General features: G+C 44.0%; 21 protein-coding genes. 12 read left to right on the forward strand and 9 right to left on the reverse strand.

Annotated elements, in window-relative coordinates; all coding sequences use genetic code 11:
- Positions 1 to 101 precede the first annotated feature (101 nt).
- Positions 102 to 971, forward strand: a complete 870-nt coding sequence (locus BSR11_RS05215; protein WP_072669410.1) for an EamA family transporter — start codon at positions 102 to 104, stop codon at positions 969 to 971.
- Between the two features lie 84 nt (positions 972 to 1,055).
- Here BSR11_RS05215 and BSR11_RS05220 read toward each other — a convergent pair whose 3' ends face one another.
- The 7 genes from BSR11_RS05220 to BSR11_RS05250 form a co-directional block, all read right to left on the reverse strand.
- Positions 1,056 to 1,529 (reverse strand): DUF2947 domain-containing protein, encoded by a 474-nt coding sequence (locus tag BSR11_RS05220; protein WP_072669411.1) that lies wholly within the window; start codon positions 1,527 to 1,529, stop codon positions 1,056 to 1,058.
- An 85-nt stretch (positions 1,530 to 1,614) separates the two neighbouring features.
- Positions 1,615 to 2,202: a ribosomal protein S5-alanine N-acetyltransferase gene (gene rimJ / locus BSR11_RS05225; RefSeq protein WP_072669412.1), complete on the reverse strand. Its 588-nt coding sequence runs from the start codon at positions 2,200 to 2,202 to the stop codon at positions 1,615 to 1,617.
- Complete coding sequence (gene tyrR, locus BSR11_RS05230) at positions 2,202 to 3,746, reverse strand: transcriptional regulator TyrR (RefSeq protein ID WP_072669413.1); 1,545 nt, start codon at positions 3,744 to 3,746, stop codon at positions 2,202 to 2,204. The genes rimJ and tyrR overlap by 1 nt, the downstream gene beginning before the upstream one ends.
- A 165-nt stretch (positions 3,747 to 3,911) precedes the next feature.
- Positions 3,912 to 4,934: a YcjF family protein gene (locus BSR11_RS05235; protein WP_072669414.1), complete on the reverse strand. Its 1,023-nt coding sequence runs from the start codon at positions 4,932 to 4,934 to the stop codon at positions 3,912 to 3,914.
- Positions 4,931 to 6,310 (reverse strand): YcjX family GTP-binding protein, encoded by a 1,380-nt coding sequence (locus BSR11_RS05240; RefSeq protein WP_072669415.1) that lies wholly within the window; start codon positions 6,308 to 6,310, stop codon positions 4,931 to 4,933. Before BSR11_RS05240 ends, BSR11_RS05235 begins: the two co-directional genes overlap by 4 nt.
- 47 nt (positions 6,311 to 6,357) lie before the next feature.
- A complete protein-coding gene (locus BSR11_RS05245; protein WP_040904331.1) occupies positions 6,358 to 6,543 on the reverse strand; it encodes a hypothetical protein in 186 nt (61 codons plus the stop codon).
- A gap of 208 nt (positions 6,544 to 6,751) precedes the next feature.
- Positions 6,752 to 8,275 carry a fumarate hydratase gene (locus tag BSR11_RS05250; protein WP_072669416.1) on the reverse strand — a complete coding sequence of 508 codons (1,524 nt, stop codon included), beginning with the start codon at positions 8,273 to 8,275 and terminating at the stop codon, positions 6,752 to 6,754.
- 194 nt (positions 8,276 to 8,469) lie between these two features.
- Here BSR11_RS05250 and pabB point away from each other — a divergent pair, with 194 nt between their 5' ends.
- From pabB to BSR11_RS05285, 7 genes are all read left to right on the forward strand, one after another.
- Positions 8,470 to 9,837: an aminodeoxychorismate synthase component 1 gene (pabB, locus tag BSR11_RS05255; RefSeq protein ID WP_072669417.1), complete on the forward strand. Its 1,368-nt coding sequence runs from the start codon at positions 8,470 to 8,472 to the stop codon at positions 9,835 to 9,837.
- A gap of 192 nt (positions 9,838 to 10,029) precedes the next feature.
- Positions 10,030 to 10,629 (forward strand): CoA pyrophosphatase, encoded by a 600-nt coding sequence (locus BSR11_RS05260; protein ID WP_040904333.1) that lies wholly within the window; start codon positions 10,030 to 10,032, stop codon positions 10,627 to 10,629.
- Between the two features lie 294 nt (positions 10,630 to 10,923).
- Complete coding sequence (locus tag BSR11_RS05265; protein WP_072669418.1) at positions 10,924 to 12,177, forward strand: aromatic amino acid transport family protein; 1,254 nt, start codon at positions 10,924 to 10,926, stop codon at positions 12,175 to 12,177.
- A gap of 146 nt (positions 12,178 to 12,323) precedes the next feature.
- Positions 12,324 to 13,685, forward strand: a complete 1,362-nt coding sequence (locus tag BSR11_RS05270; protein ID WP_072669419.1) for an L-serine ammonia-lyase — start codon at positions 12,324 to 12,326, stop codon at positions 13,683 to 13,685.
- A gap of 174 nt (positions 13,686 to 13,859) precedes the next feature.
- Complete coding sequence (locus BSR11_RS05275; protein WP_072669420.1) at positions 13,860 to 15,047, forward strand: efflux RND transporter periplasmic adaptor subunit; 1,188 nt, start codon at positions 13,860 to 13,862, stop codon at positions 15,045 to 15,047.
- A complete protein-coding gene (locus BSR11_RS05280) occupies positions 15,047 to 17,017 on the forward strand; it encodes a MacB family efflux pump subunit (RefSeq protein ID WP_072669421.1) in 1,971 nt (656 codons plus the stop codon). The genes BSR11_RS05275 and BSR11_RS05280 overlap by 1 nt, the downstream gene beginning before the upstream one ends.
- Before the next feature lie 2 nt (positions 17,018 to 17,019).
- On the forward strand, positions 17,020 to 18,402 hold the full coding sequence (locus BSR11_RS05285; protein WP_072669422.1) for an efflux transporter outer membrane subunit: 1,383 nt from the start codon (positions 17,020 to 17,022) through the stop codon (positions 18,400 to 18,402).
- Between the two features lie 38 nt (positions 18,403 to 18,440).
- Here the strand turns inward: BSR11_RS05285 and queD are convergent, their stop codons facing one another.
- Positions 18,441 to 18,800 carry a 6-carboxytetrahydropterin synthase QueD gene (gene queD, locus BSR11_RS05290; RefSeq protein WP_004395344.1) on the reverse strand — a complete coding sequence of 120 codons (360 nt, stop codon included), beginning with the start codon at positions 18,798 to 18,800 and terminating at the stop codon, positions 18,441 to 18,443.
- 436 nt (positions 18,801 to 19,236) lie between these two features.
- Between queD and asnS the strand changes: the two genes are divergently transcribed.
- Positions 19,237 to 20,637 carry an asparagine--tRNA ligase gene (gene asnS, locus BSR11_RS05295; RefSeq protein ID WP_072670034.1) on the forward strand — a complete coding sequence of 467 codons (1,401 nt, stop codon included), beginning with the start codon at positions 19,237 to 19,239 and terminating at the stop codon, positions 20,635 to 20,637.
- A 206-nt stretch (positions 20,638 to 20,843) separates the two neighbouring features.
- Positions 20,844 to 22,034, forward strand: coding sequence for an amino acid aminotransferase (locus BSR11_RS05300; RefSeq protein WP_139299806.1), 1,191 nt, complete (start codon positions 20,844 to 20,846; stop codon positions 22,032 to 22,034).
- Between the two features lie 101 nt (positions 22,035 to 22,135).
- On the opposite strand, the gene BSR11_RS05305 is transcribed toward BSR11_RS05300, so the two are convergent.
- Entirely contained in the window at positions 22,136 to 22,756 is a 621-nt protein-coding gene (locus BSR11_RS05305) for an Ail and OmpX (protein WP_072669424.1), read from the reverse strand.
- 234 nt (positions 22,757 to 22,990) lie between these two features.
- On the opposite strand from BSR11_RS05305, the gene BSR11_RS05310 reads away from it, so the two are divergent.
- Both BSR11_RS05310 and BSR11_RS05315 read left to right on the forward strand, forming a co-directional pair.
- On the forward strand, positions 22,991 to 24,880 hold the full coding sequence (locus BSR11_RS05310; RefSeq protein ID WP_072669425.1) for a DUF294 nucleotidyltransferase-like domain-containing protein: 1,890 nt from the start codon (positions 22,991 to 22,993) through the stop codon (positions 24,878 to 24,880).
- Between the two features lie 7 nt (positions 24,881 to 24,887).
- Positions 24,888 to 25,604: a 3'-5' exonuclease gene (locus tag BSR11_RS05315; RefSeq protein ID WP_072669426.1), complete on the forward strand. Its 717-nt coding sequence runs from the start codon at positions 24,888 to 24,890 to the stop codon at positions 25,602 to 25,604.
- Positions 25,605 to 25,633: the final 29 nt, after the last annotated feature.

The following is a 25,633-nucleotide window of genomic DNA, read 5'->3' on the forward strand; positions in this document are numbered from 1 at the left end:
GATCGCCTCACGCTATTTCAGTGAATTCCAGTAATTACGGCTTATCTGTCGAAAATATCGCTGGAAACCTTTTAGATTGCCCACTTCAAGTAAAAGAGTATATGACCCAGAAATCACCCATTCTTTTTGCGGTAGGTTGCCTACTGATCGCCATGATGGCTATACAATCAGGCTCCTCAATTGCTAAACAACTGTTTCCCCTCGTCGGTCCCGGTGGAACGGTTGCCCTGCGCGTGAGTATCTCAGCTTGCATTTTATTGATCATTTTCCGCCCGTGGCGATTATCGTTAAGCCTTACACAGTGGCGATCGATGATCATCTACGGTACAAGTTTAGGCGGAATGCAGATCTTATTTTACTTTGCCATCGAACGTATTCCATTAGGGATTGGTGTGGCTTTAGAATTTACCGGCCCACTACTTCTCGCACTATTTTCTTCAAAACGTAAGCTTGATTTGCTTTGGGTTGCTTTAGCAATATCGGGGATGGCGTTATTACTGCCCGATATGCGAGGAGTCGATGCCCTTGATCCAATTGGTGTTGCGCTAGCATTGGCTGCTGGCGGCTGCTGGGCTGGATATATTTGGTTTGGGCAGCGAGCAGGTACGGTTGGTTCTGGTGGAATGACCGTGGCCATCGGTATGACCGTAGCGGCGCTGTTTATTTTTCCGATTGGCGCTTATAGCGCATCATCCACGATCTTTACTTGGTCAATATTGCCAATGGCAATCACCGTAGCGATTCTCTCCAGTGCATTGCCTTATAGTTTGGAAATGATGGCGTTAAGCCGCTTATCTACCCAACATTTTAGTGTATTAATGAGTCTAGAACCCGCCGTCGCGGCCATGGCAGGATTGATGATTTTAGATGAAAGGCTAGCGTTATCACAGTGGTTCGCTATCGCTTTGATCATCAGCGCGTCAATGGGTAGTACTTTAAGTGCGCAGCGCAGAAAGATAGTGACGCAGTAACTTTTTAAGAGAGGGACAGAGTGATTGTATTGCTTTTGCTAGTACAACCACTCTTTTTATCGTCAGAAAGAACTCAACTTGAAGCTACAAACGCTGACCAATTTTCACAGAGCCATTCGTTTGAAACCATAATGCTTGTGCGCGACGGCGACCAATTAAGATTGGACCATCATCATAGAATAAAAAGTTCTTCCAATGGCTTTTAAACACCGACCATTTGGTTTCAATGACATTGTATTTCTCATAGCAAAAATAAACCGTCACATCATCTTGCCAATCAATGTGTTCCAGTATCGCTACTGGTAAAGCAGGATCATCACTTTCCCATGCTTCCATCCATGAGATGTCTTGCTGCCAACTGGCGGCTTTTTTGGGCCAGTCTTGCGAACTAAAACGTTCAGCATCTGGACTTTGTGCACTGATGTTTTCTTTCCAAAACTGAGCTGAGCGTGAGGGGCTCATCGGTTTTATCTGTGCTTGATCACCCTCGGGGACGGGCATTGATTGATGCGTGAAAATCCATTTTCTTGAATACTGTTCCAAAGGCAAATACGACATGAGATGTCCTTAGACGTTAAACCAGCATGGTACTGGCGATAAATAAAGTGAGAATAGCGACATAAACGGCGGATAACATATGATCCTATCCGCTGATTGAAACATTGGCTTGCCAATTTGGATTGATCAACGAAACCAATACATGATCTTGCCATTGGCCATTAATCAATAAGTAATCTTTGGCTAATCCTTCTCGACTAAAGCCAACTCGCTCTAGAACGGCTGCACTTCGATGATTGCTTGGCATATAAGCGGCCATAATACGATGTATATTCTGTTGCTTAAACAAATATTCACAGGCCATATGAAGTGCCCGAGTCATGATATAACGCCCTTGTGCCGACTCGGCTAACGAGTAGCCAACATGACAAGCATAAAAAGGAAAACGCGTGACGTTACTGAACGAAATGGTGCCAACAATCTGTTGGCTATTAACATCAATGATTAAGCAATAATATCCGAGAGCTAAACGATGCAACTCTTCCAGTTTAATTAATCTCTGCTGCCAACCAGTAACCTCAAAAAAAGCCGCTTCGCGTTGAGGCTCCCACGGTTTTAAATAATCATGATTAGTCACAAAATAATCAGCCAGTCCTTCAGCATCCTCTAATTGAGCAGTGCGTACAGTAATCTCACCATCACTGATCAACATTATCGTTCTTGTTTTAGTCATTAACGCTTCCTGATCCCATAATCACGTAGCTTATTGGCTATTGAGGTATGTGATACATTCAAACGCTTAGCAAGTTTTCGACTGGATGGAAACGACTGGTAGAGTTTATCTAGAATTTGTGATTCATAGTCTTTCATAATGTCGTCAAGCGAGCCATCGAGGTTAACCGTAGACAACCCTAAACCACCGCTATCGACCGCTGGCAAATGGAAATAATCGGCCTGTAATTGATCACCATCCATTTCGGTTAAGGCGCGTAGCACCATATTATCTAACTGACGAATATTACCCGGCCACGGGTATTGCATTAACTGGTCGACTAAAGCTTCTGCGTACTCCGGCTTCGCCATGCCTAATTTATGGGAGTGCTTGGTAACAAAAAGATCCAAAAGCGGCTGGATATCACTTGGTCGTTCACGCAGTGCTGGAATACGCAAGGTTAATACATTCAGTCGATAGAAGAGATCTTCTCGGAACGAACCTGAATCGGCTAATTCGGCCAAATTATGGCGCGTAGAAGCAATCACTCGAACATCGATATGTATTTCATGCTCTTCACCGACTCGGCGAAAGGTACCGTCTTGTAAAAAACGCAATAATTTGATCTGTAGATGCGGGCTCATTTCGCCAATTTCATCTAAAAAGACCGTGCCACCGTTCGCTTGTTCAAAAATCCCTTTATGCCCTTGTTGATGATTAAAAGATCCCGGAGCATGTCCAAAAAGCTCCGTTTCTGCTACATCATCTGGCATAGAGGCGCAACTTAACACTAAAAAGGAAGCAGTAGAGCGGTGAGAGCGATGATGACAAGCTCGGGCAAGCATCTCTTTTCCGGTGCCTGTTTCACCTTCAATTAATAACGGCTGATCGAGCATAGCTAATTTTTTAGCATGATTAATCAAAGCTTTATGACGATTGGAAACACCGACAAAATGCTCAAAGCCTAATGCATTATGGATAGATAATCGGTCGTGTCCCTGTACCGTCGTAACCTTGGAACGCAAAATCATCATCGAGCTAGCCAAACTGGCTTCATGGGGCGAGTTGCCAATATAAACAGGCATGACTTCCATAGTATAATCTAGGCCGTCAATCACAACATCTTCACGAATCGGCGCTTTACTGCCATCAACCCAACGAGAAAAATTAAACAATGGCAACAATTGAGATATTTGGCTACCAATCACTTCTTGACTAGGTTTATTCAATAGCGCGAGAGCACTTTGGTTCGCCATATCAACAAAGCCTTTTAGATCAATCGCTAATACAGCATCAGGGAGGTTATTGAGCAAGGAAATCAATTCAGTATTATGACGCTCCATCGGCATAAACTGAATTTTACGAACATCTTTGACGCCAGAAATACGGCGAATTTCCGCCATTAACTCACTAAAAGTATCAAAATCAATATCTGGGCAATTGAGATAAATAATGCCTATCACATCAATCTCGATACCTCGTAAATCGATTTTTTTTGAAGCGAGGATTTCAAGAAGCTCTCGGGTTAAGCCGAGTCTATCTTCACAAATGACTTCTAGACGCACTGAATGTTATCCTAAGCAGAAAGTGTCACGAAAAGTTGACAGTAGTTTCTATCAAGCCTTGCACAGCGTCAAGTCATTCTCGTTAAATACTTCGAGTTGCTCCTACAAACTCCGACTATATTCTTCCTACTTGAAGCGACAGTGGTGTTGACGACGTTAATCGGATTATTGACTGACCAAAGCAGTAATTTTTGCCACGATTTGTTTACGTATTGCACTCAACTTAACCACTCGATTCTTTTGCCACGGTAATGGCCTAAGTAGCGCAATGGCTTTTAGGCCTAAACGAGCGGTTAACAAACCAACACCAAGCCCTTGCCCTGCCCGAGCAGACAGTTTCTTAGTCAGATCCATCGATAACAAATCCATACTGGCATCAATCGCCAACTCACTCGCTCCTGCCACGGCCATATTAACCAATACGGCTTTAAACAGCTGTAAACGAGACCAGTAACCAAGCTCAATGCCATAGACATCCGCTAAACGATCAATCATCGTAAAATTACGCCAAGCGATCAATAACATATCCACCAAGGCTAAAGGACTGATCGCCACCAATACGGCAGCTTCAGTGGCGTAGCGTGAGACGATTTGAGTGGCCTGTGTATCTTGTTCATTGACCACCATCGCATCGTACAATTCAATAATTTCAGCATCGCTGTGACTATTATCAATACTCTTCAACCAGCGTTGATAAGTGCTGCTATGCAAATTAGTGTGACTTTTATTGGCTAGCATCGTACAAAAAGCTTGTCCTTGCCCTAGCCCATCTTGCTGAATCAATTGTTCAGCTTGCTCTTGGATGGAAAAATGCTGACGTAAACGGCGCAATGTCCACAACTCTTGCACTAAGCGCCCAATACCCAAACTCGCTAAAAGCGTCAACAAAATAACCCAAGCCAGATCAAGCCAGTTAGCCGCTTGGAACGCGGTATAAATGCTCTCTATTGCTTGCCAACCGAGTAAGGTAGAAAAAACCACCAATAAACTGACGATCAACCATTTTTTCTTCCGCTTTGGGCGAATGACTTTTTCAAGCTGAGCCTCTAATTTAGTTTCTGGCTCCGTACTCGCTTCAGTAATAAACTTCTGCGGATCACTGAATGTCTTTGACTCGGTTAAAGTTTGTTCCGTTTCAGTTTGCTTAAGTGGTTGATGGAATATTTGCTGATCTTTTAACTCTGTCATGTCAATTTATCCCCAATCAAGATATCTAACGCTTTATCCATCCGAATGTGCTGACAAGGTTGATCGTCGAGACTCGGCATAGGACGAAAAGCAATAAACTTAAACTGATGCTGCTGCCAATAGTCAGGATGAGGCAGCTTTTTAGGGACATCTCCGGGGTATAGAGTGATCGGTTGTCCTTGTATATCCACCCCTTGAATAGCCGCAATTTTTTGATGATGATTCTCAACATAACCCGATTGAGTCGCTCGAATCGACGCAAGGCTGATGCAACGCATTTCAATATTTTCGTAAGCGGCATGTTGCCAAGCCGGATGAATCATCTGCTGCAGCAATGACACCATATTCGGATGCTGATCGGGCGTTACATGATCAGCTTTGGTTGCCGCAAAAAGTACTTTATCAATCTTAGGCGCCAATAAGCGACGGAGTAACCCAGTTCGGCCATAACGAAAGCTGTGCATAATCTGTTCTAGTGCACAACGCATATCCAAAAATGCTTCATGACCAGCATTTAACGGCGATAGGCAATCAACCAATACAATCTGTCGATCAAAGGTGGCAAAATGTTGTTTATAAAACACTTTAACTACCTTATTTTGATACTCTTGATAACGAGCGAGTAGCAGGCTCAACATTGAATTTTTCGTAGGTTTCTTCTCAGGATCAACCACACGACAAGGGAAAAACTGCAATACCGGCGCTCCGACGAGTTCTCCCGGTAATACAAAACGTCCTGGTTGAACCCAATGTAACCCTTGCTCTTTACATTGATGAAGGTAATCGGTATAGAGCGCGGCAACATCGGCTAATCGTGCTTCATTGGCTTCCTGATCGAGATTAAGCTTATCCAATGCATTTAACCAAGGTTTCGCTAATTCTGCCCGTTGACCATGTAGCGCATTAAATTGCTGAGTAGACCAAGTATAAAAATCCATACTCAGTAATGGCAAATCCAACAACCATTCACCAGGGTAATCAATAATATCCAGATACAGTGTTGCTGTACTACCCAGTAGTTTTTTACTGCGTTTGTGTGGTCGATATTTAATCGCTAAACGAATTTCACTGACATCACGGGTGGGTACTGGCCAGTCAGGCGGATCAGCATGGAGTTGCTCCATGGCTTGGTCATAACTGAAACGAGGCACCATAAGATTACTTTGTGGGATACGCTTGGCACCAATAATCCGTTTATCTCGCGCCGCTGCCAACAAAGGTAACTGATCATGCGTGGCCGTATGCAGCAGTTGATTCACTAACGAACTAATGAACGCGGTTTTACCTGCTCGCGATAAACCGGTGACAGCTAGACGAACATGGGCGTCTAAACCTCGGTGCAGAAGTGCACTCACCTCTTGACTGATTCGCTGCATAGCTCGTGGGTATCCTCAGTAAATGTTGCCATTTTAGGTCAAGATAATTAATCGTCTTCAATCAGTTTGTAAATAACAAATAAGCTTATTTGTAGCAAAACAAACAGAACACAACTAGTAATAACATATTTACTGTAAAAAATAGAAAGACCATGAAAAATCAGGTCATAACTTAATAACGCGGCTAATACGATAGCAACGACGATTTGTAGCAATCGAATAAAACGTGGCATGGTTTCTCCTCTGAAATTCTATTAACAATGCTGGTTATCGGTTCTTTCTCATCCTGAACTACTTGGTTAAATCGCACTAATAGTCTGTTTGTCAATGGCGATTGTTCCTCGATAGTCACAATAAGATATGTATAGACCAGATAAAGAAAAGGTGTAGCGTTATGCTACACCTAATAGTCACTTAAGCTCAATTTGCTTACACATTTATTTAGCTCTGCTGAGTGGCTTCAGCGATTTTGACGCGCCATGTATCCGGACCAATCTGATGGGCGTTGGCTCCGGTCGAATCAACGGCGACCGTCACTGGCATATCTTCCACTTCAAACTCATAGATAGCTTCCATACCGAGATCTTCAAAAGCGACAACGCGCGCTTTCTTAATCGCTTTAGCAACAAGATACGCCGCACCGCCTACCGCCATTAAATAAACCGCTTTATTCTTCTTAATGGATTCAACGGTCGCAGAGCCGCGTTCGGCTTTACCTATCATGCCCATCACACCCACCTCTTCAAGCATCATATCGGTAAATTTATCCATGCGAGTTGACGTTGTCGGTCCCGCTGGCCCTACGACTTCATCGCCCACCGCATCAACAGGGCCAACGTAGTAGATAAACTTATCCCTTAAATCAACGCCCTCAGGAAGTTTCTCTCCGTTTTGAAGCATGGTTTGTAGGCGTTTATGCGCCGCATCACGTCCAGTTAAAATTTTACCCGACAGCAATACGGTTTCACCGGTTTTCCATTGCTGAGTCTCTTCACGGGTCACCGTATCTAAATTCACTCGGCGTGTATTCGCGCCCGCTTGCCAAGTAATTTGTGGCCAATCTTCAAGCTTAGGTGGTGTTAGCTCTGCAGGACCGCTACCATCTAATGTAAAATGCACATGACGAGTTGCCGCGCAGTTAGGAATCAAGCACACTGGCTTAGAAGCCGCGTGGGTTGGTGCCGATTTAATTTTCACATCCACCACGGTGGTTAAACCGCCTAGACCCTGCGCGCCAATACCAAGTTTATTGACTCGATTAAAGATATCCAAACGTAGCTCTTCTTCAGCATTTTGTGGGCCACGAGCAATCAGCTCTTGAATATCAATGTGCTCCATTAAAGACTCTTTAGCCAGTACTGCAGCTTTTTCTGCCGTACCACCAATACCAATGCCGAGCATGCCCGGAGGGCACCAACCAGCTCCCATGGTCGGTAGCGTTTTCTCCACCCACTCTGCAATATCATCAGAAGGGTTAAGCATCGCCATTTTGGTTTTATTTTCACTACCGCCGCCTTTGGCAGCAATTTGTATTTCTACTTTATCGCCCGGCACCATATTAATGTGTACCACCGCTGGAGTATTGTCCTTAGTGTTAATCCGCTTACCGGCGGGATCCATCAGTACAGAAGCTCGTAAAGGGTTATCTGGGTTGGTGTAAGCTTGACGAACGCCCTCATCAACCATCTGCTGTACAGTCATATCGGTTGAGTCCCATTGGACTGCCATACCGATGTTAACAAAGCAAGTCACGATGCCTGTATCTTGACAAATGGGACGATGCCCCTCTGCTGACATACGTGAGTTAATTAAGATTTGCGCAATCGCATCTTTAGCGGCTTGGCTCTCTTCACGATGGTAGGCTTGTTCTAGCGCTTGGACAAAATCAAGGGGATGATAGTAAGAGATGTATTGTAATGCGTCAGCGACACTGCTGATCACATCTTGTTGGCGAATTACCGTCATTGCATGCCTCATTATAGTTATATGTTCATAATCTGAAACCGAAAGCACAAGGTAAAGTCAGTAAAGCCTAAGGGCAACAAACGACTGAATTAAGCGCTTACGTCAAGAAACAGCTTTCTTTCAGGCTTTTATGATACTCTTGCTTTCCTTTATGTGCTACGCAGTGAAGTGACCCATTGTCACAAATTACACAAATGAATGTTAAAGAAAAAAAATTTATTCAAGTGCAGCCCATCGCTTATCAAAAAGATCTCGCTCAGCAGCTTTTTAGTCGTGTAGAGCAACTTCCTTGGGCAATGATGCTTCGTTCCGCCTCGACTCAGCATATCGATAGCCGCTTTGATATTGTGGTCGCTAATCCGATAGCTACCCTAGTGACGATTGGTAATGATACCACAATCCAACAACCCAGTGGTGTGACATTGTCACAAAAAGATCCTTTTGCATTACTGGCTGAACTACAAGCGCACCATTTACCAGCAGCGGTTTATCAAAGTGAGTTGCCTTTTGTTGGCGGTGCGCTGGGCTATTTCGGCTATGATTTAGGCCGTCGAATAGAGTCATTAGCTGAGCAAGCGCAGCACGATATTGCCATGCCGGATATGGCGATTGGGCTTTATGAGTGGGCATTGATCGTCGATCATCAACAACAAACTGCTTGCTGGGCTGGCATCAATATTGAGCAAGCTCAGGCTTGGTTTGCCTCGTTCGAACCTCTCTCTCAGCCACCATTTCAGCTCACCAGTGCTTGGTCATCGAACATGACCGCCCAACAATATCATCAAAAATTTAACCAAATCGAAGCGTACTTACTCTCCGGCGATTGCTATCAAATTAATCTAGCGCAACGTTTTAGCGCGGATTATCAAGGCAGTGAATGGCTTGCCTATCAGCGGTTAGAACAAAGCAATCTCGCTCCCTTCTCTGCTTTTATTCGCTTGGAACAAGGCGCGATTCTCAGTGTCTCTCCTGAACGTTTTTTACAAGTGAATCAACGAGTCATTGAAACCAAACCAATTAAAGGTACTCGACCACGTCATCAAGATCCCCGACACGATAAAGCACAAGCTAATGAACTCGCGCAAGCCGCCAAAGATCAAGCTGAGAATTTAATGATTGTCGATCTGCTGCGTAATGATATTGGCCGAGTCGCTAAACCTGGCAGTGTTCACGTACCTAAGCTCTTTGAAATCGAGAGTTTTCCTGCAGTACACCATTTGGTCAGCACCATTCGTGCCCAGCTTGATGAGCAATATCAAGTCACTGACTTACTGCGCGCAAGCTTTCCCGGAGGATCGATTACTGGCGCACCGAAAGTCAGGGCGATGCAGATCATTGAAGAATTGGAACCACATCGGCGCAGTGCTTATTGCGGTTCAATTGGTTATATCAGTCGTCATGGTAAAATGGACACCAGTATAACCATCCGGACCTTGGTTACCCATCAGCAGAAGATTTACGCTTGGGCTGGTGGCGGTATCGTCGCCGATAGCCAATGGCAAGCTGAATATCAAGAAACGTTAGATAAACTCAGCCGGATCCTGCCAATTCTTGAACAATAGGCTAAATTTATAAAATAAATACTCAAATAGCTTGGCGCTGCAGTTAATCTGCTGGTCGATGATCGCCGTTCAACACAGATAAAGCAGCCCACTTTGCGTAGCTTCGAGTAGCAAAGCTAATCAACATGACGTAAGTTAATCGATCTGAGCGCATGACTCCGTCGCGCGCTTTTTATCGCAGGAGAACGAGGCATGATCAGTAAACAACAACTGATGCAAGATTTTTTACTCAAAACCCCCGTTGGTTACCATGCCCAGTCACTCAACCGCGCAGCTCATTTGCAGTCAGCCTCATTAAGAAAGGCCTCCGTGTTAGTCGGCTTTGTCGAACGACCACAAGGCCTCAGTGTTGTTTTAACCAAACGCGCCGCCCATCTTAAGCACCATCCAGGACAAATTAGCTTCCCAGGCGGAAAATATGAAGCCAGTGATGGTACTCTTTATCAAACGGCCAAAAGAGAAGCGCACGAAGAGATCGGATTAGAAGCTAAATACATTAAGATCCTCGGCCAGTTACCAGAACTGGTGACGATCAGTCAGTTTGCGGTAACTCCAGTGATTGCATTCATTGATCCCCGTTATGAAATGTCCATTGATACTAACGAAGTCGAAGAAGTCTTCGAGGTTCCAGCCGCTTATCTTTTCGATCAAAAACATTTACTCAGTAATACCTTTTTAATAAAAAACTCCCTGCATAAAGTCTTCGCCTTACCATATAAACATCATTTTATATGGGGTATGACTGCACAAATCATCCAAGCACTGCAAAAACACATTAATAGTGATAGATAACCTTTGAAATGATTAATTTACGTACACATTTTGTCATCTATCCATTATTTCAACCACCAAAGCAATCGTTTGCTTTACGTTGTTATCATAAAATGACACCTTCAAATAACCTTAACCAACCCAACCATTAACAATTTCCACATGTGGCACAGTTTTTTCGTGATCAATCAGGGGTTTTTGACATATCATTCAATAGGCGCAGACAATTCATGATTTAGATCTATTTTTTATTGTAAAAAAACCTGCAAAATTGCGCCCGACTTATTTCCTGTTCCCAAAATGAGTAAATTAAACATGAATACAACCACAACGGTTACATCAGCGACACAATCCACTGGCAAGTGGACCTATAAAGATTTTGTATGGTCGCTTTCCCTTTTCGGTACCGCCGTCGGTGCTGGCGTTCTTTTTCTACCCATCAAAGCCGGTGCGGGTGGTTTTTGGCCGCTGGTCATTCTTGCACTGATTGCAGCACCAATGACTTGGTTTGCTCATAAAGGACTGGCTCGTTTCGTTCTTTCTGCGAGTAAAACTGACTCTGACATCACCGATACCGTCGAAGAACACTTTGGTAAAACTGGCGCCAACCTTATCACTTTTGCTTACTTTTTCGCCATCTACCCTATCGTTCTTATCTACGGAGTCGGGATTACGAATACCGTCGACTCTTTCCTTGTGCACCAATTTGGTATGGAATCCATTCCTCGCTGGTTACTCTCTGGCGCGCTAATTTCATTAATGACTGCTGGTGTTGTTTTTGGTAAAGAATTAATGCTTAAAGCGACCTCAGCGATGGTTTATCCTCTGGTATTTATTCTATTGGCTTTGTCTGTGTTCCTTATCCCGGATTGGAACACTTCAATGATCGAAACCTCTCCAGATTGGTCAACCGTTCCAGTGATTGTCTGGTTAGCCATTCCTATCATCGTGTTCTCTTTTAACCACAGTCCAATCATCAGCCAATTTACCAAATCACAACGTCAAGAGCACGGTGAGCATGCGGTCGTGAAAACCGATATGATCACTGCTGGTGCAGCAATGATGTTAATGGGATTTGTGATGTTTTTCGTCTTCTCTGTGGTACTGTCTTTAACACCAGAACAGTTAACTATGGCGCAAGAGCAAAACATCAGTGTGCTTTCATACATAGCCAATGTGCATGAATCACCACTGATTTCTTATCTTGGTCCTATCGTGGCACTTGCAGCAATCACTTCAAGCTACTTTGGTCACTTCTTAGGTGCTCATGAAGGTTTAGTCGGTTTAGTTAAATCACGCAGTCAAATGTCTGTGGGTAAAATCGATAAAATCTCGCTCCTGTTTATCGTCCTTACTACTTGGATTGTCGCTATTGTTAACCCTAGTATCTTGGGTATGATTGAAACTATGGGTGCACCAATGATTGCTGCTATCCTATTCATTTTACCTGTTTTTGCGATGCAAAAAGTACCAGCAATGGCGAAGTATAAAACAACACTACCAGTACAAATATTCACAGTTATTTGTGGTTTTGCCGCGATTAGTTCTGTAATCTACGGCGCTCTTTAATCTCTGCATCAGCGTATGAGTGAAAAGATACCTGAAGCTTGAAGAATAGCGTGATCAACCACGCGGTAACATCAAGCTAGTCAGGTAAAATATAACAATAAAAAGCCTCCCTTAATCAAGGGGGGCTTACTTTTGAGGCAATCAATATGATTAGTGTATTTGATATCTATAAAATTGGTGTCGGACCGTCAAGCTCACACACGGTTGGCCCAATGAAAGCGGGTAAACAATTTATTGATGATTTACGAGCAATGGGAAAATTGCGCGACATCACTAAAATTACCGTGGATGTTTATGGATCATTATCACTGACAGGGAAAGGTCACCACACAGATATCGCCATCATTATGGGCTTAGCGGGTAATACTCCAGAAAAAGTCGATATCGATGCGATTCCAAGTTTTATTACTCGCGTTACTGAAACGGAGCGCCTTCCTGTTGGCATGCACTGCCATACCGTTGATTTTCCTCGTGAAGGTGGCATGAACTTCCATAAAAGCAATTTGTCATTGCATGAAAATGGTATGCAAATTCACGCTTGGATTGATGACAGTCCTGTCTACTCAAAGACCTACTACTCTATTGGTGGCGGCTTTATTGTCGATGAAGAAAACTTTGGTAAAGAGATTGAATCTCCAGTCCAAGTTCCCTATCCATTCACGAGTGCCGAACAACTTCTTGCTCAGTGCCAAGAGCACGGCCTTTCTATTAGTACTCTAGTGATGGCCAATGAAAAAACTCTTCATTCAGACGAAGAAGTTCGTACTTATTTCGCTAATATCTGGCGCACCATGCGTGAATGTATGGAACGTGGTCTGAATACTGAAGGCATTTTACCGGGGCCTTTGCGTGTTCCCCGCCGTGCCGCTGCACTTCGCCAACAACTGCTAACTTCTGAAAAAACGACTAATGATCCGATGGCCGTTGTCGATTGGGTTAATATGTATGCTTTTGCGGTTAACGAAGAAAACGCAGCAGGCGGTCGCGTGGTAACCGCACCCACCAATGGTGCTTGTGGCATTATTCCTGCGGTCTTAGCCTACTATGACAAATTTATCCAAACCGTAACCGAGAAAGACTACATTCGTTACTTTGCTACCTCAGGTGCGATTGGTGGTTTGTACAAGCGTAATGCTTCTATCTCAGGAGCTGAAGTCGGTTGCCAAGGCGAAGTCGGGGTAGCATGCTCAATGGCCGCTGCGGGTTTAGCAGAGCTACTCGGGGGCAGTCCTGAGCAAGTGTGTATGGCTGCAGAGATTGCTATGGAGCATAATCTAGGTCTTACCTGCGACCCAGTTGCAGGACAAGTGCAAGTACCTTGTATCGAACGTAACGGGATTGCCGCCGTGAAAGCAATTAACTCCACTCGTATGGCGATGCGTCGTTCATCGGCTCCCCGTGTCTCTTTAGACAAAGTGATCGAAACAATGCTTGAAACAGGTAAAGATATGAATGCTAAATATCGCGAAACCTCCCAAGGTGGATTAGCGGTTAAAGTGATCTGTTAATCTTCCTCAACGATTGATCTTCCCAAGCCTGATACTTCATCAGGCTTTTTATTTTCCCTTTCTCCACCTTTACTTAGCTTTACTTAGCTTTACCTAACCGCCGCTTGTTTTATCTCCAGATAACGTTATAAATGGTGATAATCATTCTCTTTTATATGCTGGTTCATTTTTACCATGTCATTCTCTATTACTAAAAAAACGACGCTTACGTTTTTGATCGTCATTCTTATTCTTATCGCAGTGGGTTATATCTTGTATCCCCAAAAAAATGCGACAACCTACGTTACCGACACCGTTCAGCGCGGCAACATCGAAGAAACCGTCCTTGCTACCGGCATGCTACAAGCCTCAAAACTGGTGGCGGTTGGTGCGCAAGTATCAGGTCAAATTGAGACACTAGCGGTCAATTTAGGGGACACTATTCGACAAGGTGATTTAGTGGCTCAAATCGATAATTTGGCCCAACAGAATAAACTCAAAGAAGCCCAAGCATCATTGAACAGTTTAAATGCCCAATACCAAGCCAAACAGGCATTGATTCGTCAAGCTCAAGCTGAGTTTAACCGACAAAAAGCCATGCTGGCAGAAAACGCTAGCTCACAAGCGGATTACGAAGCTGCTCAGGCATCACTGGCTGTGCATATTGCAGAACTGAAACAACTAGCAGCACAGCAAGAACAAGCAAAAATTAGTGTTGATAGCGCCAACCTCGATCTCAATTACACCACCATCCGAGCGCCGATGGATGGGACGGTGGTTTACAGTGCCGTTGAAGAAGGTCAAACCGTTAATGCCAATCAAACCACCCCGACAATTATTGAACTAGCAGTACTCGATACCATGACTGTAAAAGCTCAAATATCCGAAGCCGACATCATTAAAGTCACTCCGGGACTGCCCATCTATTTCACTATTCTAGGTCAACCGAATAAACGTTACTCCAGTACATTGCGTGCTATTGAACCCGGCCCAACATTAATGACTGGTAATGACAGTAATCTTTCAATCAGTAATGATGAGGCCATTTACTATCATGGTTTGTTTGATGTGGATAACCCAGATGGACTATTGCGCATCGGTATGACAGCTCAAGTCACCATTGTTTTACACCGCTCAGAAAATGCACTATTGATCCCCGCTCAAGTGCTGATCAAACAACCAGGACCAAAACCTCGCTATCAAGTTCCTGTATTAGAAAATGATCAAGCTGTATTTCGTGATGTCAAAATCGGCCTCAATAATAAAGTCAATGTAGAAATTCTTGAGGGACTTAATGAAGGCGACACACTGATTTTAGGCATGCCAAATACACTCAATAACAACACGAGCCGTCGTATGAGTCCACCAGGGATGCGTTTCTAATGTCAGAGGTTTTATTAAACATAGTCAATGTTTCTCGCCACTTTACTTCTGGCGATGAAACGCTCACTGTCTTAAAAGAGATCGATCTAACTATCGAACGAGGTGAAATGGTTGCCATAGTTGGCGCTTCTGGTTCAGGTAAATCGACTTTAATGAATATCTTAGGTTGCTTAGATACCCCAAGTTGTGGTGAATATTGGGTGAATGGACAAAACACCTCACAACTGAATTCTGATCAACTGGCTGAGCTACGCCGTGAATATTTCGGGTTTATCTTTCAACGCTACCACCTATTAGGGGATTTAGACGCCTTAGGAAATGTCGAAATCCCAGCTATTTATGCTGGTTACGATAAACAGACTCGCCATGAACGAGCACGCAAACTGCTTGAACGATTAGGACTAGCCGAACGACTGGATCATAAGCCCAACCAACTAAGCGGCGGTCAGCAACAACGTGTTTCTGTGGCTCGAGCCCTCGTTAATGGCGGCGATGTCATTCTTGCCGATGAGCCGACGGGCGCACTGGACAGTAAAAGTGGTTCAGAAATGATGCAACTGCTGCAAGAGCTTCATAGCCTTGGGCACACCATCATTATCGTCACCCACGATATGCATGTAGCTCAGTATGCAGACCGCATTATAGAGATCAAAGATGGTGAAATTCTCAGTGATCGTATCAACCACTCGACCAGTGACACGGCACTTCAGCCACATGCCCTTGCCCATCATACTCCGCTACTCAAAACCTCAACTGTCGGTCGTAACAAAAGGTGGCTCGACAATTGTTGGGAAGCGTTAAAAATGGCACTGTTAGCGATGTCAAACCATCGATTAAGAACCTTCTTGACTATGCTCGGCATCATCATTGGGATTGCTTCAGTGGTTTCCGTGGTGGCTCTCGGTAATGGCTCACAAAAGTCGATTTTAGAAAGTATTGCCGCCATGGGCACCAATACGATTGATATTATGCCCGGATCTGGCTTTGGCGATCGGCGTTCAGGGCGAATTCGAACGTTAACCGCAGAAGATGCCCAAGCGCTGCAATCACTGCCGTTTATTGATAGCGTCACCCCTACCGTCAATAGTTCCGCGACCATCAAATTTAGTAATCAATCGGTCACCGCTTCCATACAAGGAGTTGGGCCTGATTTTTTCCGAGTCCGTGGCTATGAACTCGCCAAAGGGCAATATTGGGATCAAACCAGTGTGGATAACTTGGCCCAAGAAGCTGTCATCGATCACAATACATTAACAGCTCTTTTTGCTGATGAGAATCCCATCGGTAAAGTCATTTTTGCAGGTAAGCTCCCCATCCGAATTATTGGCGTGACTGCGGCGAAAGAGAGTGCATTTGGCAATAACGACGCTCTCAATATATGGGTTCCTTACAGTACGATTAATGCACGAATGATGCGTCAAAGCCATCTTAATCGAATCACTGTACGTCTTGATGACAACATTCCTAGTGATGCGGCAGAGCAAGCGATTGTCTCTTTATTAACCATGCGTCATGGTACTAAAGATTTCTTTACGATTAATACCGACACCATTCAACAAAATATTCAAAAAACAACCGCAACCATGACCTTACTCATCTCCGCCATCGCCGTTATTTCATTAATTGTCGGGGGGATTGGCGTAATGAATATTATGCTGGTTTCGGTCACCGAACGTACCCGAGAAATCGGCGTACGTATGGCTGTTGGTGCAAGGCAGAACGATATTTTGCGTCAGTTTCTTATCGAAGCGGTACTTGTTTGTTTGTGTGGTGGGATCATCGGAATTGCCCTCGCCTTTTTAATCGGCGTCGGTTTTTCCTCATTCGGTAGTAGTTTTACCTTGATCTATTCTACCGCCTCAATCGTCTCTGCCTTTTTATGCTCAACATTAATCGGTGTTCTATTTGGCTATCTTCCTGCGAAAAATGCCGCTCAGCTAAATCCGATTGATGCGCTTGCCCGGGAGTAAACATGTTACCTGCAACTCAATATTCCAGCTTAGCTTTATCCATGTTGCTACTGCTTGGTTGTTCCGCTCACTATGATCTTGTAGAGCCTTCTGTTTTTATTGCGAATGACTGGCATTCGCCTCAACAAGAAACCAATACGGTGTGGGAAAGCCAGTGGTGGAAAAACTTTCAAGATCCTAATCTTGATTTGTTAGTTGAGCGCGTCCTGTCCACCAACCACGACCTTGCATTAGCGACACTCACTTTAAAACAAGCTCGTTTGAATGCCAATCTAGACAGAGATCAAAGAGTTCCCGATCTCGCCGCTGGGATATCCGGCAGCCGTTCAAAAGATCTCAACCATGGCGACATGTCTAACAACTATCAGGCTAAAATTAGCGTCAGTTATGAAGTGGATTTATGGGGCAAGCTTTCAGCGACGATTGATGAAAGTCAATGGAAAGCCCTCGCGACGCAACAAGAGCGAGAAGCAACCGCACAAAGTTTAGTGGCAACTACCGCCCAACTCTATTGGCAAATAGGCTATTTAAAACAACGAATTCGTTTAAGTCAGCAAGATATTGATAACGCCATCCAAAACTTTAATCTTGCTCAAAGTCAATATACTCATGGCGCAACCTCACGCTTGACCGTATTAGAAACCAAACGGTCACTGGCTGGATTGGAAGCTGCACACCGCGATTACCAGCAACAATATCGACAAGCCAGTAATGCCTTAGCTATTTTGTTTGAGCAAGATCCAGATCAAGCCGCTATTGAAATTGATCAACAACCCGCTCAAGCCTTGCCTGCTATATCTGCAGGCATACCCGCAGAAGTTTTGGCACGTAGACCCGATGTCAAACAAGCCTTGTATCAACTTCAAGCTTTTCTGGCTGCCAAGGAAAGCACTCGCCGCAGTTATTTCCCTGCGCTCACTCTGACTGGAGCATTAGGTGGATCATCGACGGAACTAAAAAAACTATTGAGCGATCCTATCGGCACTTTAGGCGCTGACTTAACTTTGCCATTTTTAAATTGGAATGAAATGCAGCTAAAGCGAGATATCGCACAAGTGCAGTATGAATCGGCCATCATCAACTACCGTAAAACCTTGTATGCCGCTTTTCAGGATGTCGATAATGCCTTATCCGCCCGAGAAAATTATCAGTACCAAGCTGAAAAATTAGTTCAGCAATGGCAAAGCGCCGCTGAAGCAATGCGTATCTATCAAAGCCAATATCAGCATGGGGCTATAGAAATTAAGACGCTACTAGATGCCCAAGAAAACGAGCGTAATGCACGGGCCGCTTTACTGGAAAACGACTATCATCAACGAGTAACCCTAAGCACCCTTTATCGAAGCCTAGGGGGACAGATGATCCTTACAGACGAAGAGAGTTAGACCCTTTAGCCAAGCTAACAGCATAGCTTGGCTAAAAATCACCCAGTATAGACACACCCGGCGGTGCAGGTCTCTTTAATTTCAACCTTGCTGAGTAACGGTAAGCTTGGTTTAAGTTGTTGCCAAATCCATTTTGCTAACACTTCGCTGGTTGGGTTTTCTAATCCTTCAATATCATTTAAATAATAATGATCCAAACGATCATAAATCGGTTGAAACGCCGCCTTGATCTCTGCAAAATCAATCAGCCAACCAGTATGAGCATCGACTTCTCCAGCGACATAAAGACGAACTAAAAAAGAGTGCCCATGTAAACGACCACATTTATGTCCTTCAGGCACATGAGGTAAATGGTGGGCAGCTTCAAACATGAACTCTTTATAAATTTCGGTTTTCATCGTACAACTCAGGCTTAAAAAAAGAGCCGTCATACTACGGAATCTTGTCAACTGAAACAAGCCAAATCAAGTAACCTCGGCAACCGAAAACCCGCAACTCATCTTTCTAAACCACTTGCTCGTATGATGAATAAGCCTCGCTTTTACGATCAGAAGAGCGCATTTATTCCATCAATTTAGCCTTTCGAATAAGAAATCAACAATCAGAGCATATTAAAGGTTGATGCGGACAAATTGACAGGTAATATGTGCCATTGAATTTGTAGAATTTTAGCCAACCTAATGTTTCGCTTTTTTCCTTCAACTTGTTTGAATACGGTAACCGTATCTGTCTAAAAAACGCTAACGACTCACACGTTATCGTAACTTCAAGTCGTTCTAGGAAGCAGTCAGCACTTTGGGTTGAGTTTTTACCTCAATGGAGACGATATTAACCATGACTTACGCGCCTGTAAAAGACGTATTAAGCGGCAAGCTTGCAGTAAACAGTGAAGTTACTGTTCGTGGCTGGATCCGTACACGTCGCGATTCCAAAGCTGGAATCTCTTTCCTTGCCTTATATGACGGCTCTTGTTTCGACCCGATTCAGGCCGTGGTCCCGAATTCACTCAATAATTATCAAGATGAAGTTTTGAAACTCACCACCGGATGTTCTGTAGAAATTACAGGCACCGTTGTTGAATCCCCAGCCAGCGGTCAAGATTTCGAACTCGCTGCCACTGGCCTTAAAGTTGTCGGTTGGGTTGAAGATGCAGAAACCTATCCAATGGCCAAAACACGTCATTCTATTGAGTATTTACGTGAAGTCGCTCACCTTCGTCCACGTACTAACGTGATTGGTGCAGTCGCTCGTGTTCGTAACTGCTTGTCTCAAGCGATCCACCGTTTTTATCATGAACAAGGTTATTTCTGGGTTTCTGCCCCACTGATCACGGCATCCGATGCTGAAGGTGCTGGTGAAATGTTCCGTGTATCAACCTTAGATTTAACCAACCTACCGCATAAAGACAACGGCGATATTGACTTTAACGAAGACTTCTTCGGCAAAGAGACCTTTCTCACCGTTTCGGGTCAGTTAAACGCTGAAGCTTACGCTTGTGCACTGAGCAAGGTTTATACTTTTGGCCCGACCTTCCGTGCAGAAAACTCTAATACTAGTCGCCATTTAGCTGAGTTTTGGATGGTTGAACCTGAGGTTGCCTTTGCCGATTTAAACGATGTAGCTAAGTTAGCTGAAGACATGCTCAAGTACGTGTTTAATGCCGTACTGACTGAACGTCGTGACGACCTTGAATTCTTTGCTTCTCGCATCGATAAAGACGCGATTACTCGTTTAGAACAGTTCGTTCAATCAGATTTTGCACAAGTTGACTATACCGATGCGATTCAAATTCTACTTGATTCTGGTCGCAAGTTTGAATTTGATGTGGAATGGGGTATCGATCTGTCTTCAGAGCATGAGCGTTATCTTGCTGAAGAGCACTTCAAAGCACCAGTGATCGTTAAAAACTATCCAAAAGACATCAAAGCGTTTTATATGCGTCTTAACGAAGACGGTAAAACCGTTGCCGCTATGGACGTATTAGCACCAGGAATTGGTGAAATCATCGGCGGTTCACAGCGTGAAGAACGTTTAGATGTATTGGATGCGCGCATGATTGAAATGGGCATCGATCCGGAGCACATGAGCTGGTACCGTGATTTACGCCGCTATGGCACCGTTCCTCATGCAGGATTTGGTCTAGGCTTTGAGCGTTTGGTCTCTTATGTGACAGGCATGGGTAATGTCCGTGATGTGATCCCATTCCCACGTACCCCACGTAGCGCCAACTTCTAAATTTACTTTTCATAAAAAACCTTCGCTTCGCGGAGGTTTTTTTTAATTTTCCGTTGCGTGATGGTTGTCACTTTTCAATCAGAAAGGTATAAATACTGACAATCAATCTTCTCTTTGCAAACGACTTGGCGTTATCGGTACGCGAATAGCATCAATGCAAGGCCAAGTACGAAGCGTATCACCTTAACTTTACATGGATGGACATTATGTTTGAAAAAGTTGTCGCAGCACCTGCTGACCCTATTCTTGGTTTAACTGAGGAGTTTAAAAATGATCCTCGTACAGACAAAATCAATTTAGGCGTAGGTATTTATAAAAACGAAGCCGGTGAAACGCCAGTCTTGGCGACCGTCAAAAAAGCCGAAGCTGCGCTGCTTGAATCGGAGAAAACCAAATCTTATTTAACCATTGAAGGCACTGCTGAATATGGCCTAGCGGTACAGAAATTATTGTTTGGTGAGCAAGCCGACATCATGAATGCTCAACGTGCTAAAACCGCTCAAGCGCCTGGTGGTACAGGTGCGCTTCGCGTGGCGGGTGAGTTTATTAAACGTCAACTCGGTGATGTCAAAGTCTGGATCAGTAACCCAACATGGGCTAACCATCATGGTGTATTTGGTGCCGCGGGACTTGAAACAACAGAGTACACTTATTACAACGCCGAGAAAAAAGATAAAGATTTCCCAGCGATGCTCGCCGATCTTGAGCAAGCATCCACAGGTGATGTGGTTTTGCTGCACGGCTGCTGCCATAATCCGACGGGAATTGATCCAACGTTAGAAGAGTGGGAAATCTTAGCTAAATTGGTGGCAGAAAAAGGCTTACTCCCTCTGTTTGATTTTGCTTACCAAGGCTTTGCTAAAGGGGTCGAAGAAGATGCCGCTGGGTTACGGATTTTTGCTCAATACAATCCAGAAATTTTAGTCGCTTCTTCATTTTCAAAAAATTTCGGCTTGTATAACGAGCGCGTCGGTGCGTTTACCTTAGTCGCCGCCTCAGCCGAGGTAGCCAATACGGCGTTCTCACAAGTCAAAGCGATTATTCGCTCTATTTATTCGAATCCACCCGCTCATGGTGCTGCTGTCGTCACATACATACTGCAAAACCCTGCCCTACGCGCAGAATGGGAAGCAGAAGTTGCCGAGATGCGTGAACGAATTCAAGAGATGCGCGAACTGTTCGTTACTCGTTTACAAGAAATTGGCGTTAATGCAGATTTTAGCTTTATCGAACGACAAAATGGCATGTTCTCTTTCTCCGGCTTAAATAAGCAACAGGTGCAACGATTGAAAGAAGAGTTTGGTATTTATATTGTCGGATCTGGCCGGATAAGCGTTGCAGGCATGACGAAAAATAACATGTCTCCTCTATGTGAAGGGATTAAAGTCGTTTTATAAATGGCTTATCTACCGACAGGTTGAGCAAACACAGCGATGAATACAAAGCCAAGCAGAAACAACCTCTGCTTGGCTTTTTTAATTGATATCGACATATAAAGTTAATAATGAATTCGCATCGTTATGCCAACTTCATTGATATTTTGCAATTCACCATCTCGATAAGTAACAAGCCCTCCTAACGACAAGCGCTTACTCAACCGATAATCGGTTCTAAATGTAAACACGTATTCATCTTGCCAGTGGTTATAATTTGCTTCGGCAAATAAACTTGCCTCCCAGTTGGGGCGTATCAGATAACGTAGCCCAATATCCGCACCAAAAACAGAGCGAGTTTCATTATCGACGGTATAATCACTGCTGATCCTTAACATCCCCACTCGGGCATGACTAACCAGATCAAGCTTGTCGATTATTGGCCAATGATAGCCAACCCCAAATCGTAAACGGTACTGTTCGATCGTCTCGTCATTAGGATGATAAAAGCGAGCACTATAATCAGAGATCAACAATACGCGTCGCTCGGCCAGTTGATGGCTCACTCCTATCGATAGTGCTGTCGTATTATCACTTCTTCCAGCAGCGTATAAACCACTCATGGTCCCTGACGTCAGCTCTGCGCTAAAAAAATCATACTTCAACCGCTGATCTATGTGAGAATTTTCAGCGTGTGCTAGCGGAAAAACAGCCATCGCTATCATCAATATACTGGTTTTATTCATCGCTCTACCTATCTTCTTTATCTGCTCTTAGAATAACGGATAATCGCGAAGAAAAGAGTAGGCGCTACCTCAAATCTGCGCTGAACCACAAAATCGTGTAGACTAAGTGATTAATTAAATGAAATAGGTGCAGATATTGCCGACCTCAAGAGATGAGTATCTCACTCATTTCAAACATATTGTGATACCCAGATAATCCCGATTAAGGATGATTTGGGCCAAAGGAGTCCCTTGATGGAAGCAGAATTAATCGATATTAAAAACTTTCTTGCTCAATACCCACCTTTTAATGAGCTTCCTGAGTCAGTGCTTGATGAAGCCGTTCACCAAATAGAAATTGCTTATTACCGCCAAAATACGCCGATCATTCATGCTGGCGATCATATTCAAGATTTATATATTGTTCGTAGTGGTGTAGTAGAAATTTATCGTCGCAAAGGGGAATTATATAATCGATTATCAGAAGGCGGCTTATTTGGGCAAATGGGGCTGTTGACTAATAATAAAGTGCTTTTTCCGGTTACCGCCATTGAAGACACGCTGATTTATTGTATGCCCGAAGCCATGTTTCAAAAGTTATACGATGAATACGATACTTTTGCTGATTATGTTGAAGTACAAGATAATGCGCGTCTACGACAGACGGTATCCAATACTCAAGATCAAAATGATTTAACCACCTCTAAAGTCAAACATTTACTCACTCGCGAAGCCCCTTTCGTCTACAACGATGCCAGTATCCAACAAGCCGCTATAAAAATGTCGGAAGAGAACGTCTCTTCACTGCTGATCATCGACCCTAACATCCTGCAAGATGATGAAAATGATAGCAGCCCTGTCGTCGGTATTCTTACAGATCGCGATCTTTGTCGAAGGGTGATTGCCACCGGATTGGATTACCAACATGCAGTGACTGAAATCATGACCAGCGAAGTGATTTCGTTGGATCATAACGCTTATGTCTATGAAGCGATGCTGTTTATGCTGCGTTACAACGTCCATCACCTACCCGTGCTAAAGGAAAACAATCCGATTGGTATTGTCGGCATGACCGATATTGTTCGTCATGAATCGCATAACTCACTGTTATTAGTCAGTACAATTTTTCATCAAAATAGTATTGAAGATTTGGCGAATTTAGCCAAACAAGTTAAACCCGCTTTTGTCCGTCTCGTTAATGAAGACGCTAACTCGCATATGGTCGGTACCGCCATGTCAACGATTGGTCGTAGTTTCAAGCAACGATTATTAGAGCTGGCTGAAGAGAAGTTTGGTCCTCCTCCCGTCCCCTACTGCTTTTTAGCACTGGGTTCTATGGGACGAGATGAACAGCTGATTGTCACCGATCAAGATAACGCTCTACTGCTTGATGATAGTTATGATGAAGGATTGCACGGTCAATATTTTGCAGACTTAGCTCAGTTTGTTTGTGATGGGCTCGATCAGTGCGGTTACACCTATTGTACAGGCGAGATTATGGCAACCAACCCAATGTGGCGTATGACTCGTCAACAATGGGAAACCTGTTTTGCCGATTGGATTGATAATCCTAATCCGAAAGCTTTGCTGAATGCCTCTATCTTCTTTGACTTAGATGGAGTTTATGGCCGATTGAAATGGGCAGAGCAATTGAATGGATTTATTGTCCGCCGCGCTAGACGGAATAACCGCTTTTTAGCTTGTTTGGCTCGTAATGCTTTAAACCGAACCCCACCACTTGGTTTTTTCAAAAACTTCGTCATGGAAAAAGATGGTCGCCACAATAATTCGATCAATCTAAAACGTCGTGGTACCGCACCACTGGCAGATTTAATTCGCGTTCATGCTCTGGCAGTCGGCTCTCGGGCAAAAAACTCGTTCGAACGACTCGATGATATTATCGATGCGGGCATCTTACCCAAAGGACGAGGGCAAGATCTACGCGATGCGTTAGAGTTTATTTCAATGGTACGCATTCGCCATCAAGCTCTGGATGTGGAAAATAATAATGAACCCGATAACAACATTGAACCAGAAAACCTCTCTGAATTTGAACGACGTAATTTAAAAGATGCCTTTCAAATTTTGAGTAACGGCCAAAATTTCCTTAAATATCGTTATCAAGCGAGCAGCAATTTTAAATAAGGTGAGCATGAAAGGACTATTTCAAGCGCCAAGTATCGATTGGCCTTATAAATATCGAGCGAAACAAAAGCTTGCCCAATCCCCTTTGCTGCAACGTTTTTATCAAGCTGAACTGGCTGATGGCAATTCGGCTTTGGGTGAGATTGAGTTTGTCGCGATGGATTTTGAAACCACTGGGCTTGATGCAAATAAAGATGAAATTATTACCATCGGCTTAGTACCCTTCACTTTACAGCGAGTCTATCTTAAGCGAGCGCAGCACTGGATCGTTCGCCCTCGACAAAAACTGGACGAAGGTTCGGTGATCATTCATGGCATCACGCACAGCGATATTATACACGCCCCCGATTTAAGTGAGGTAATTGAAGCCTTATTAACCGCACTGGAAGGGAAAGTCATCGTCGCCCATTATCATAAGATCGAACGTGAATTTTTGGATCAAGCTTTTAAACGACGAATAAACGAAGGTATTGAATTTCCGATTATCGATACCATGCAACTTGAAGCGGAGATTCAAAAGCGCCTCACCGCAGGAATTTGGAATAAGCTACGTGGTAAAAAACCGCAATCACTGCGTTTAGGGCAAGCCCGACAACGCTATGGTTTACCGGCTTATAATCCTCATCACGCTCTGACAGATGCGATTGCCACAGCAGAACTGATGCAGGCGCAAATCGCACACCATTATTCACCAGATGATCGGCTTAAACGATTTTGGTTATAGCTTCTGACTGAAGTTGTCATCACTCGTAT

The sequence above is a fragment of the Vibrio injensis genome (assembly GCF_001895205.1).
In the GTDB taxonomy this organism is placed as follows: Bacteria; Pseudomonadota; Gammaproteobacteria; order Enterobacterales; family Vibrionaceae; genus Vibrio; species Vibrio injensis.

Excerpts from the sequence above, each read along its gene's own strand:
- BSR11_RS05300 (WP_139299806.1), top strand. The coding sequence starts at position 20,844 with ATGTTTGAAAAAGTTGTCGCAGCACCTGCTGACCCTATTCTTGGTTTA.
- BSR11_RS05275 (WP_072669420.1), top strand. The coding sequence starts at position 13,860 with ATGTCATTCTCTATTACTAAAAAAACGACGCTTACGTTTTTGATCGTC.
- BSR11_RS05235 (WP_072669414.1), bottom strand. The coding sequence starts at position 4,934 with ATGACAGAGTTAAAAGATCAGCAAATATTCCATCAACCACTTAAGCAA.
- BSR11_RS05305 (WP_072669424.1), bottom strand. The coding sequence starts at position 22,756 with ATGAATAAAACCAGTATATTGATGATAGCGATGGCTGTTTTTCCGCTA.
- asnS (WP_072670034.1), top strand. The coding sequence starts at position 19,237 with ATGACTTACGCGCCTGTAAAAGACGTATTAAGCGGCAAGCTTGCAGTA.
- BSR11_RS05265 (WP_072669418.1), top strand. The coding sequence starts at position 10,924 with ATGAATACAACCACAACGGTTACATCAGCGACACAATCCACTGGCAAG.
- pabB (WP_072669417.1), top strand. The coding sequence starts at position 8,470 with ATGAATGTTAAAGAAAAAAAATTTATTCAAGTGCAGCCCATCGCTTAT.
- BSR11_RS05250 (WP_072669416.1), bottom strand. The coding sequence starts at position 8,275 with ATGACGGTAATTCGCCAACAAGATGTGATCAGCAGTGTCGCTGACGCA.
- BSR11_RS05285 (WP_072669422.1), top strand. The coding sequence starts at position 17,020 with ATGTTACCTGCAACTCAATATTCCAGCTTAGCTTTATCCATGTTGCTA.
- BSR11_RS05220 (WP_072669411.1), bottom strand. The coding sequence starts at position 1,529 with ATGTCGTATTTGCCTTTGGAACAGTATTCAAGAAAATGGATTTTCACG.
- BSR11_RS05270 (WP_072669419.1), top strand. The coding sequence starts at position 12,324 with ATGATTAGTGTATTTGATATCTATAAAATTGGTGTCGGACCGTCAAGC.
- BSR11_RS05245 (WP_040904331.1), bottom strand. The coding sequence starts at position 6,543 with ATGCCACGTTTTATTCGATTGCTACAAATCGTCGTTGCTATCGTATTA.
- BSR11_RS05310 (WP_072669425.1), top strand. The coding sequence starts at position 22,991 with ATGGAAGCAGAATTAATCGATATTAAAAACTTTCTTGCTCAATACCCA.
- BSR11_RS05315 (WP_072669426.1), top strand. The coding sequence starts at position 24,888 with ATGAAAGGACTATTTCAAGCGCCAAGTATCGATTGGCCTTATAAATAT.
- BSR11_RS05280 (WP_072669421.1), top strand. The coding sequence starts at position 15,047 with ATGTCAGAGGTTTTATTAAACATAGTCAATGTTTCTCGCCACTTTACT.
- queD (WP_004395344.1), bottom strand. The coding sequence starts at position 18,800 with ATGAAAACCGAAATTTATAAAGAGTTCATGTTTGAAGCTGCCCACCAT.
- rimJ (WP_072669412.1), bottom strand. The coding sequence starts at position 2,202 with ATGACTAAAACAAGAACGATAATGTTGATCAGTGATGGTGAGATTACT.
- BSR11_RS05215 (WP_072669410.1), top strand. The coding sequence starts at position 102 with ATGACCCAGAAATCACCCATTCTTTTTGCGGTAGGTTGCCTACTGATC.
- BSR11_RS05240 (WP_072669415.1), bottom strand. The coding sequence starts at position 6,310 with ATGCAGCGAATCAGTCAAGAGGTGAGTGCACTTCTGCACCGAGGTTTA.
- BSR11_RS05260 (WP_040904333.1), top strand. The coding sequence starts at position 10,030 with ATGATCAGTAAACAACAACTGATGCAAGATTTTTTACTCAAAACCCCC.